Origin of the sequence: Streptomyces sp. NPDC060027, assembly GCF_042737005.1 — a bacterium.
Taxonomy (GTDB): Bacteria; Actinomycetota; Actinomycetes; order Streptomycetales; family Streptomycetaceae; genus Streptomyces.
On sequence record NZ_JBHWVI010000285.1, the window covers coordinates 1 to 9,589 of the forward strand.

General features: G+C 70.0%; 8 protein-coding genes. 7 read left to right on the forward strand and 1 reads right to left on the reverse strand.

Features of this window, described 5'->3' with window-relative positions; genetic code table 11:
* Nucleotides 1-24: 24 nt before the first annotated feature.
* On the reverse strand, nucleotides 25-525 hold the full coding sequence (bldD, locus tag ACFWBT_RS38765) for a transcriptional regulator BldD (protein WP_037621142.1): 501 nt from the start codon (nucleotides 523-525) through the stop codon (nucleotides 25-27).
* Nucleotides 526-770: 245 nt separating this feature from the next.
* Here bldD and pyrR point away from each other — a divergent pair, with 245 nt between their 5' ends.
* The 7 genes from pyrR to ACFWBT_RS38800 form a co-directional block, all read left to right on the forward strand.
* Entirely contained in the window at nucleotides 771-1,361 is a 591-nt protein-coding gene (pyrR, locus tag ACFWBT_RS38770) for a bifunctional pyr operon transcriptional regulator/uracil phosphoribosyltransferase PyrR (protein WP_351539154.1), read from the forward strand.
* 82 nt (nucleotides 1,362-1,443) lie between these two features.
* A complete protein-coding gene (locus tag ACFWBT_RS38775) occupies nucleotides 1,444-2,421 on the forward strand; it encodes an aspartate carbamoyltransferase catalytic subunit (protein WP_356463746.1) in 978 nt (325 codons plus the stop codon).
* Nucleotides 2,422-2,425: 4 nt separating this feature from the next.
* Nucleotides 2,426-3,712 (forward strand): dihydroorotase, encoded by a 1,287-nt coding sequence (locus ACFWBT_RS38780; protein WP_385708277.1) that lies wholly within the window; start codon nucleotides 2,426-2,428, stop codon nucleotides 3,710-3,712.
* A 14-nt stretch (nucleotides 3,713-3,726) separates the two neighbouring features.
* A complete protein-coding gene (locus ACFWBT_RS38785) occupies nucleotides 3,727-4,275 on the forward strand; it encodes a hypothetical protein (RefSeq protein WP_385708289.1) in 549 nt (182 codons plus the stop codon).
* The gene (gene carA / locus ACFWBT_RS38790) at nucleotides 4,272-5,444 is read left to right on the forward strand and encodes a glutamine-hydrolyzing carbamoyl-phosphate synthase small subunit (RefSeq protein ID WP_385708280.1); all 1,173 of its coding nucleotides are present in this window, start codon (nucleotides 4,272-4,274) and stop codon (nucleotides 5,442-5,444) included. The genes ACFWBT_RS38785 and carA overlap by 4 nt, the downstream gene beginning before the upstream one ends.
* The gene (carB, locus tag ACFWBT_RS38795; protein WP_385708283.1) at nucleotides 5,437-8,745 is read left to right on the forward strand and encodes a carbamoyl-phosphate synthase large subunit; all 3,309 of its coding nucleotides are present in this window, start codon (nucleotides 5,437-5,439) and stop codon (nucleotides 8,743-8,745) included. Before carA ends, carB begins: the two co-directional genes overlap by 8 nt.
* 95 nt (nucleotides 8,746-8,840) lie before the next feature.
* Nucleotides 8,841-9,589, forward strand: a 749-nt coding sequence (locus ACFWBT_RS38800; protein WP_385708286.1) for a quinone-dependent dihydroorotate dehydrogenase, incomplete at its 3' end; no start/stop codon positions are given.

Here is a 9,589-nt window from a genome sequence, read left to right on the forward strand (position 1 = left end):
TTTCTGCTGAGCTGTCCTAAGGGGTCAGCCCTCGTCGTGGGCGACCGCGCGGCGCGCGTCCGCGTCCAGCACGCCCCAACTGATCAGCTGCTCGGTCAGGACCGAGGGGGACTGGTCGTAGATGACGGCGAGGGTGCGCAGGTCGTCCTGGCGGATCGACAGCACCTTGCCGTTGTAGTCGCCGCGCTGCGACTGGATCGTCGCCGCGTAGCGCTGGAGCGGGCCCGCCTTCTCGGCCGGCACGTGGGCCAGCCGCTCCAGGTCGAGGACCAGCTTCGGCGGCGGCTCGGCGGCCCCGCCCGGAGTGGTGCCGGGCAGCAGCTCCTGAACCGGAACCCCGTAGAAGTCCGCCAGCTCGGCAAGGCGCTGCACGGTGACGGCGCGGTCGCCGCGCTCGTACGAACCGACCACGACCGCCTTCCAGCGGCCCTGGGACTTCTCCTCGACGCCGTGGAGGGAAAGGCCCTGCTGGGTGCGGATCGCGCGGAGCTTGGCCCCGAGCTGTTTGGCGTATTCGCTGGACATATAGCTCCCCGGACGCTGTATCAACGTGCGGCTCCGCCGCGCGGCTGGTGACTCACTGTGAGGTTACGCAGCGTTACTCTCCCCCGTCAAGCCGAAGGATTTTCGACCGGCCCTCGCACGGGTGTCACCGGGGGTGGCTCAAAGGTGGGTGATCAGGTCCGTTGCCGGGCTGGTACCGTTGATGGCGCAAATCCGACGTCCTTTAATGATCCGTCCCGTGAGGCGGAGAAGGAGGTCCGTTTCTTATGGACACCGAGCACGACAAGCAGCAGTACGAAGCCGATGCGCGGCCCGTTCTCGAGGCGCCCGACATCGCGCGGGTGCTGACCCGCATCGCCCACGAGATCGTCGAGCGCGCCAAGGGCGCCGACGACGTGGTGCTCCTCGGCATTCCGACCCGCGGTGTCTTCCTGGCCCGCAGGTTGGCCGACAAGCTCGAAGAGATCACCGACCGCAAGATCCCGGTCGGCTCCCTCGACATCACCATGTACCGCGACGACCTGCGCATGCACCCGCCCCGTGCGCTGGCCCGCACCGAGATCCCCGGTGACGGCATCGACGGCCGCCTCGTCGTCCTCGTCGACGACGTGCTCTTCTCCGGCCGCACCATCCGCGCCGCGCTCGACGCGCTGAACGACATCGGCCGGCCGCGCGCCGTGCAGCTCGCGGTCCTCGTCGACCGGGGCCACCGCGAACTGCCCATCCGCGCCGACTACGTCGGCAAGAACCTCCCCACGTCGTTGCGGGAGACGGTCAAGGTCCAGCTCGCCGAGGAGGACGGTCGCGACACCGTGCTGCTCGGTGCCAAGCGGACCTCCCCGGGCGAGCAGCAGTAGCACTCCGGCCCACGCCGCCGAGTGCGCTCCCGCGCGCCCGCATGCCCGAATCCTCCCTGAACTTCCTTACGGAGCCTGACAGATGCAGCGTCATCTCATCTCGGCCGCCGACCTCACCCGCGACGACGCCGTCCTGATCCTCGACACCGCCGAGGAGATGGCCCGGGTCGCCGACCGGCCGATCAAGAAGCTGCCGACCCTGCGCGGCCGCACCGTGGTCAACCTCTTCTTCGAGGACTCGACCCGTACCCGGATCTCCTTCGAGGCCGCCGAGAAGCGGCTCTCCGCGGACGTCATCAACTTCACCGCCAAGGGGTCGAGCGTCTCCAAGGGCGAGTCCCTCAAGGACACCGCCCAGACCCTGGAGGCCATGGGGGTCGACGCCGTCGTCATCCGGCACGGCGCCTCCGGAGCCCCGTACCGGCTCGCCACCTCCGGCTGGATCGACGCCGTCGTCATCAACGCGGGCGACGGCACCCACCAGCACCCCACCCAGGCCCTGCTCGACGCCTTCACCATGCGCCGCCGCCTCGTCGGCCGGGACGCCGGGATCGGCCAGGACCTGTCCGGCAAGCGCATCACGATCGTCGGCGACGTCCTGCACTCCCGCGTCGCGCGCTCCAACGTCGACCTGCTGCACACCCTCGGCGCCGAGGTCACCCTCGTCGCGCCGCCCACGCTGGTGCCGGTCGGCGTGGAGACCTGGCCCTGCGAGATCTCGTACGACCTCGACAGCACGCTCTCCAAGTCCGACGCGGTGATGATGCTGCGCGTGCAGCGCGAGCGGATGAACGCGGCGTTCTTCCCGACCGAGCGCGAGTACTCGCGTCGCTACGGGCTCGACGGCGACCGCATGGCGAAGATGCCCGAGCACGCCATCGTGATGCACCCCGGCCCGATGGTCCGCGGCATGGAGATCACCGCCGAGGTCGCCGACTCCGACCGCTGCACCGTCGTCGAGCAGGTCGCCAACGGTGTCTCGATCCGTATGGCCGTGCTCTATCTGCTGCTGGGCGGCAACGAGCCCGCCGTCACCCACACCCGTACCGAGGAGAAGTAAGACGATGAGCAAGATTCTGATCCGTGGTGCGAAGGTGCTCGGCGGCGAGCCGCAGGACGTCCTGATCGACGGCGAGGTCGTCGAGGCCGTCGGCACCGGGCTGTCCGCCGATGGCGCCGAGGTCGTCGAGGCCGACGGCAAGGTGCTCCTGCCGGGCCTCGTCGACCTGCACACCCACCTGCGCGAGCCCGGCCGCGAGGACTCCGAGACCGTGCTGACCGGCACGCGCGCGGCGGCGAGCGGCGGCTTCACGGCCGTGTTCGCCATGGCCAACACCTTCCCGGTCGCCGACACCGCCGGTGTGGTCGAGCAGGTCTACCGGCTCGGCCAGGAGCACGGCTACTGCGACGTGCAGCCGATCGGCGCCGTCACGGTCGGTCTGGAGGGCAAGAAGCTCGCCGAACTGGGCGCCATGCACGAGTCCGCGGCCGGCGTCACGGTCTTCTCCGACGACGGCAAGTGCGTCGACGACGCGGTGATCATGCGCCGCGCGCTGGAGTACGTGAAGGCCTTCGGCGGCGTCGTCGCCCAGCACGCGCAGGAGCCCCGCCTCACCGAGGGCGCCCAGATGAACGAGGGCGTCGTCTCCGCCGAACTCGGTCTCGGCGGCTGGCCCGCGGTGGCCGAGGAGTCGATCATCGCCCGGGACGTGCTGCTCGCCGAGCACGTCGGCTCCCGCGTCCACATCTGCCACCTGTCGACCGCCGGGTCCGTCGAGATCGTCCGCTGGGCCAAGTCCCGCGGCATCGACGTGACCGCCGAGGTCACCCCGCACCACCTGCTCCTCACCGACGAACTGGTGCGCTCGTACAACCCGGTCTACAAGGTCAACCCGCCGCTGCGCACCGAGCGGGACGTCATGGCGCTGCGCGAGGCGCTCGCCGACGGCACGATCGACATCGTCGCCACCGACCACGCGCCGCACCCGCACGAGGACAAGGACTGCGAGTGGGCCGCCGCCGCCATGGGCATGGTCGGCCTGGAGACCGCGCTGTCCGTCGTCCAGCAGACGATGGTCGAGACCGGGCTGCTCGACTGGGCCGGCGTCGCCGACCGCATGTCCGTCAAGCCCGCCGCGATCGGCCGGGCCACCGGCCACGGACGTCCCGTCTCGGCAGGTGAGCCCGCCAACCTCACGCTGGTCGACACGGCATACCGTGGGACGGTGGACCCCGCTGGCTTCGCCTCGCGCAGCCGCAACACCCCCTACGCGGGACGTGAGCTGCCGGGCCGGGTCACCCACACCTGGCTGCGGGGCAAGGCCACCCTCGTCGACGGGAAGCTCGCGTGACACCTCTCATCTCCATGGCCGCCGAACAGAAGTCGGCGGAAGTGACCGACTGGGCCGCTCGGATCGGCTGGCTCGTCGGCCTCGCCCTCTTCATCGCGCTCGTCTACTGGCTGATGCGCGAGGGCTGGAAGTGGCGCGGCACCCTCCAGGGCGACCTGCCCGAGCTTCCCACCGCGCCGGAAGACACCGGCCCGGCGAGACTGAGCATGAGCGGCCGCTACCACGGCTCCACCACCGCCGGACAGTGGCTCGACCGCATCGTGGCGCACGGCCTGGGCACCCGCAGCCGGGCCGAGCTCACCCTGACGGACGCGGGACTGGACGTCGTACGCCCCGGTGCGAACGACTTCTTCGTCCCGGCCTCGCAGCTGCGCGAGGCCCGGCTCGACAAGGGCATCGCGGGCAAGGTCCTCACCGAGGGCGGACTCCTCGTCGTCACCTGGGCGCACGGCGACAGGCTCCTCGACTCCGGCTTCCGCTCGGACCGCGCGGCCGAGCACAACGAATGGGTCGACACCCTGAACGACATGATCAACAAGACGGAAACGGAAGGCGCACGATGACGACCTCCACTCAGGGGAACGCCTCGCAGAGGGAGAAGGCGCTTCCCGCCGTACTCGTCCTGGAGGACGGCCGGGTCTTCCAAGGCCGCGCCTACGGGGCCGTGGGGGCGACCTTCGGCGAAGCGGTGTTCTCCACCGGCATGACCGGCTACCAGGAGACCCTCACCGACCCGTCGTACCACCGCCAGGTCGTCGTGATGACCGCCCCGCACGTCGGCAACACCGGCGTCAACGACGAGGACCCCGAATCGAAGCGGATCTGGGTCGCCGGATACGTCGTCCGCGACCCCGCGCGCGTGCCCTCCAACTGGCGCTCCCGGCGCTCGCTGGACGAGGAACTGCGCAACCAGGGTGTCGTCGGCATCAGCGGCATCGACACCCGCGCCCTCACCCGCCATCTGCGTGAGCGCGGCGCCATGCGCGTCGGCATCTTCTCCGGCCACGCGCTGCCCGACGCGGGCACCATGCTCGCCGAGGTGCGCCAGGCGCCCGAGATGAAGGGCGCGAACCTCGCCGCCGAGGTCGCCACCAAGGAGGCGTACGTCGTCCCCGCGATCGGCGCGAAGAGGTTCACCGTCGCCGCCGTCGACCTGGGCATCAAGGGCATGACCCCGCACCGGATGGCCGAACGCGGCATCGAGGTGCACGTGCTGCCCGCGACGGCCACCGCCGAGGACATCTACGCCGTGAACCCGGACGGCGTCTTCTTCTCCAACGGCCCCGGCGACCCGGCGACCGCCGACGGTCCCGTCGCCGTCATGCGGGAAGTCCTCGCCCGCAAGACGCCGCTCTTCGGCATCTGCTTCGGCAACCAGATCCTCGGCCGGGCCCTCGGCTTCGGCACCTACAAGCTGAAGTACGGCCACCGCGGCATCAACCAGCCCGTGCAGGACCGTACGACCGGCAAGGTCGAGGTCACCGCGCACAACCACGGCTTCGCCGTCGACGCTCCGCTCGACAAGGTCTCCGAGACCCCCTACGGCCGCGCCGAGGTCTCCCACGTCTGCCTCAACGACAACGTGGTGGAAGGCCTCCACCTGCTCGACCAGCCGGCCTTCAGCGTCCAGTACCACCCCGAAGCGGCAGCCGGCCCGCACGACGCCGCCTACCTGTTCGACCGCTTCACGTCTTTGATGGAAACAGTCCTGATGGAGGGCCAGCGTGCCTAAGCGCACCGATATCCAGTCCGTCCTGGTCATCGGCTCCGGCCCGATCGTCATCGGCCAGGCCGCCGAGTTCGACTACTCCGGCACCCAGGCGTGCCGCATCCTGCGCGCCGAGGGCCTGCGGGTCATCCTCGTCAACTCCAACCCGGCGACGATCATGACCGACCCGGAGATCGCCGACGCCACGTACGTCGAGCCGATCACCCCCGAGTTCGTCGAGAAGATCATCGCCAAGGAGCGCCCGGACGTCCTGCTGCCGACGCTCGGCGGCCAGACGGCCCTCAACACCGCGATCTCCATGCACGAGCAGGGTGTGCTGGAGAAGTACGGCGTCGAACTGATCGGCGCCAACGTCGAGGCGATCAACAAGGGCGAGGACCGCGACCTCTTCAAGGGCGTCGTCGAGGCCGTGCGCGAGAAGATCGGCCACGGCGAGTCCGCCCAGTCCGTGATCTGCCACTCCATGGACGACGTGATCGCGGGCGTCGAGACGCTCGGCGGCTACCCCGTCGTCGTCCGGCCCTCCTTCACCATGGGCGGCGCCGGTTCCGGCTTCGCCCACGACGAGGAGGAGCTGCGCCGCATCGCCGGTCAGGGCCTCACGCTCTCCCCGACCACCGAGGTGCTCCTGGAGGAGTCCATCCTCGGCTGGAAGGAGTACGAGCTGGAGCTGATGCGCGACAAGAACGACAACGTCGTGGTCGTCTGCTCCATCGAGAACTTCGACCCGATGGGCGTCCACACCGGCGACTCCATCACCGTCGCCCCGGCGATGACGCTGACCGACCGCGAGTACCAGCGGCTGCGCGACATCGGCATCGCGATCATCCGCGAGGTCGGCGTCGACACCGGCGGCTGCAACATCCAGTTCGCGGTCAACCCCGTCGACGGCCGCATCATCGTCATCGAGATGAACCCGCGGGTGTCGCGCTCCTCCGCGCTCGCGTCGAAGGCCACCGGCTTCCCGATCGCCAAGATCGCCGCCAAGCTCGCCGTCGGCTACACGCTCGACGAGATCCCGAACGACATCACCGAGAAGACCCCGGCGTCCTTCGAGCCGACGCTCGACTACGTCGTCGTGAAGGCCCCGCGCTTCGCCTTCGAGAAGTTCCCGTCCGCCGACTCCACCCTCACGACCACCATGAAGTCGGTCGGCGAGGCCATGGCGATCGGCCGCAACTTCACCGAGGCGCTGCAGAAGGCGCTGCGCTCGCTGGAGAAGAAGGGCAGCCAGTTCACCTTCGTCGGCGAGCCCGGCGACAAGGACGAGCTGCTGCGCGAGGCCGTCCGGCCCACCGACGGCCGCATCAACACCGTCATGCAGGCCATCCGCGCGGGCGCCACGCAGGAGGAGGTCTTCGAGTTCACGAAGATCGACCCGTGGTTCGTCGACCAGCTGTTCCTGATCAGGGAGATCGCGGACGAGCTGGCCGCCGCCGACAAGCTCGGCCCCGAGCTGCTCGCCGAGGCCAAGCGCCACGGCTTCTCCGACGCCCAGATCGCCGAGATCCGGGGGCTGCGCGAGGACGTCGTGCGCGAGGTGCGGCACGCGCTGGGTGTGCGCCCGGTGTACAAGACGGTCGACACCTGCGCCGCCGAGTTCGCGGCGAAGACGCCGTACTTCTACTCCTCCTACGACGAGGAGACCGAGGTCGCGCGGCGCGAGAAGCCCGCCGTGATCATCCTGGGCTCCGGCCCGAACCGCATCGGCCAGGGCATCGAGTTCGACTACTCCTGCGTCCATGCCTCCTTCGCGCTCAGCGACGCGGGCTACGAGACCGTGATGGTCAACTGCAACCCGGAGACCGTCTCCACGGACTACGACACCTCCGACCGCCTGTACTTCGAGCCGCTGACGCTGGAAGACGTGCTGGAGATCGTCCACGCGGAGTCGCTCGCCGGTCCCCTCGCGGGAGTGATCGTGCAGCTCGGCGGCCAGACCCCGCTCGGTCTGGCGCAGGCGCTCAAGGACAACGGCGTGCCGGTCGTCGGCACCCCGCCCGAGGCGATCCACGCCGCCGAGGACCGCGGCGCCTTCGGGCGGGTGCTCGCCGAGGCGGGCCTGCCGGCCCCCAAGCACGGCACCGCCACCACCTTCGCCGAGGCCAAGGCCATCGCCGACGAGATCGGCTACCCCGTCCTCGTCCGGCCCTCGTACGTCCTCGGCGGGCGCGGCATGGAGATCGTGTACGACGAGACGCGGCTGTCCTCGTACATCGCCGAGTCGACCGAGATCAGCCCCTCCCGGCCGGTGCTGGTCGACCGCTTCCTCGACGACGCGATCGAGATCGACGTCGACGCGCTGTACGACGGCGAGGAGCTCTACCTCGGCGGCGTCATGGAGCACATCGAGGAAGCCGGCATCCACTCCGGCGACTCGGCATGCGCGCTGCCGCCGATCACCCTCGGCGGGTTCGACATCAAGCGGCTGCGCGCCTCGACGGAGGCCATCGCCAAGGGCGTCGGCGTCCGCGGCCTGATCAACATCCAGTTCGCGATGGCCGGCGACATCCTCTACGTCCTGGAGGCCAACCCGCGGGCCTCGCGCACCGTCCCCTTCACCTCGAAGGCGACCGCGGTGCCGCTGGCGAAGGCCGCCGCCCGTATCTCGCTGGGCGCGACCGTCGCCGAGCTGCGCGCCGAGGGCCTGCTCCCGGCGAACGGCGACGGCGGCACCCTGCCGCTCGACGCGCCGATCTCCGTCAAGGAGGCCGTCATGCCGTGGTCGCGCTTCCGCGACATCCACGGACGCGGCGTCGACACGGTGCTGGGCCCGGAGATGCGCTCCACCGGCGAGGTCATGGGCATCGACTCGGTGTTCGGGACGGCGTACGCGAAGTCGCAGGCGGGCGCGTACGGCCCGCTGCCCACCAAGGGCCGCGCCTTCATCTCGGTCGCCAACCGCGACAAGCGTTCGATGATCTTCCCGGCGCGGGAACTCGTCGCCCACGGCTTCGAGCTGATGGCCACCTCCGGCACGGCCGAGGTGCTCAAGCGCAACGGCATCAACGCCACGGTCGTGCGCAAGCAGAGCGAGGGCGAGGGCCCCAACGGCGAGAAGACCATCGTCCAGCTCATCCACGACGGCGAGGTCGACCTCATCGTCAACACGCCGTACGGCACCGGCGGCCGTCTCGACGGCTACGAGATCCGCACGGCGGCCGTGGCCCGCTCGGTCCCGTGCCTGACGACGGTGCAGGCGCTCGCCGCCGCCGTCCAGGGCATCGACGCGCTGAACCACGGCGACGTGGGCGTGCGGTCGCTCCAGGAACACGCCGAGCATCTGATCGCCTCGCGCGACTAGCGGCCCCGAGGGGGACACCGGACTCCGGTGTCCCCCTCTTCATGAGGCCCCCGCCCCCTGATGAGGCCCCACCGGGCTCTTTCGAGGACATGATCATGTACAAGCTCTTCTTCAACCTCGTCTTCAAGCGGATGGACCCGGAGCAGGCCCACCATCTGGCCTTCCGCTGGATCCGGCTCGTCGCCCGCGTCCCCGTCCTGCGCACCTTCGTCGCCGCCGCGCTCGCGCCCCGCTTCAAGGAACTGCGCACCGAGGCGTTCGGGCTGCGCATGCACGGCCCCTTCGGACTCGCGGCGGGCTTCGACAAGAACGCCGTCGCCGTCGACGGGATGTCGATGCTCGGCTTCGACCACATCGAGATCGGCACGGTCACCGGGGAGCCGCAGCCCGGCAACCCCAGGAAGCGGCTGTTCCGCCTCGTGCCGGACCGCGCGCTGATCAACCGCATGGGATTCAACAACGAGGGCTCCGCGGCCGTCTCCGAGCGCCTGGCGGCCCGTACTCCCGTCTTCCGGACCGTCGTGGGCGTCAACATCGGCAAGACCAAAGTCGTGCCGGAGGCCGAGGCCGCCGCCGACTATGTGAAGTCGACCGAGCGGCTGGCCGCGCACGCCGACTATCTCGTGGTCAACGTCAGCTCCCCGAACACACCCGGTCTGCGCAACCTCCAGGCCACGGAGTCGCTGCGCCCGCTGCTGACGGCCGTCCGCGAGGCCGCCGACCGCGCGGTCACCGGCCGGCGCGTCCCCCTGTTGGTCAAGATAGACCACGACCTCTCCGACGAGGACGTCAACGCTGTCGCCGACATCGCCGACGAGCACCGCATGGACGTGATCAACGACAC

Excerpts from the sequence above, each read along its gene's own strand:
- bldD (WP_037621142.1), bottom strand. The coding sequence starts at position 525 with ATGTCCAGCGAATACGCCAAACAGCTCGGGGCCAAGCTCCGCGCGATC.
- pyrR (WP_351539154.1), top strand. The coding sequence starts at position 771 with ATGGACACCGAGCACGACAAGCAGCAGTACGAAGCCGATGCGCGGCCC.
- ACFWBT_RS38775 (WP_356463746.1), top strand. The coding sequence starts at position 1,444 with ATGCAGCGTCATCTCATCTCGGCCGCCGACCTCACCCGCGACGACGCC.
- ACFWBT_RS38780 (WP_385708277.1), top strand. The coding sequence starts at position 2,426 with ATGAGCAAGATTCTGATCCGTGGTGCGAAGGTGCTCGGCGGCGAGCCG.
- ACFWBT_RS38785 (WP_385708289.1), top strand. The coding sequence starts at position 3,727 with ATGGCCGCCGAACAGAAGTCGGCGGAAGTGACCGACTGGGCCGCTCGG.
- carA (WP_385708280.1), top strand. The coding sequence starts at position 4,272 with ATGACGACCTCCACTCAGGGGAACGCCTCGCAGAGGGAGAAGGCGCTT.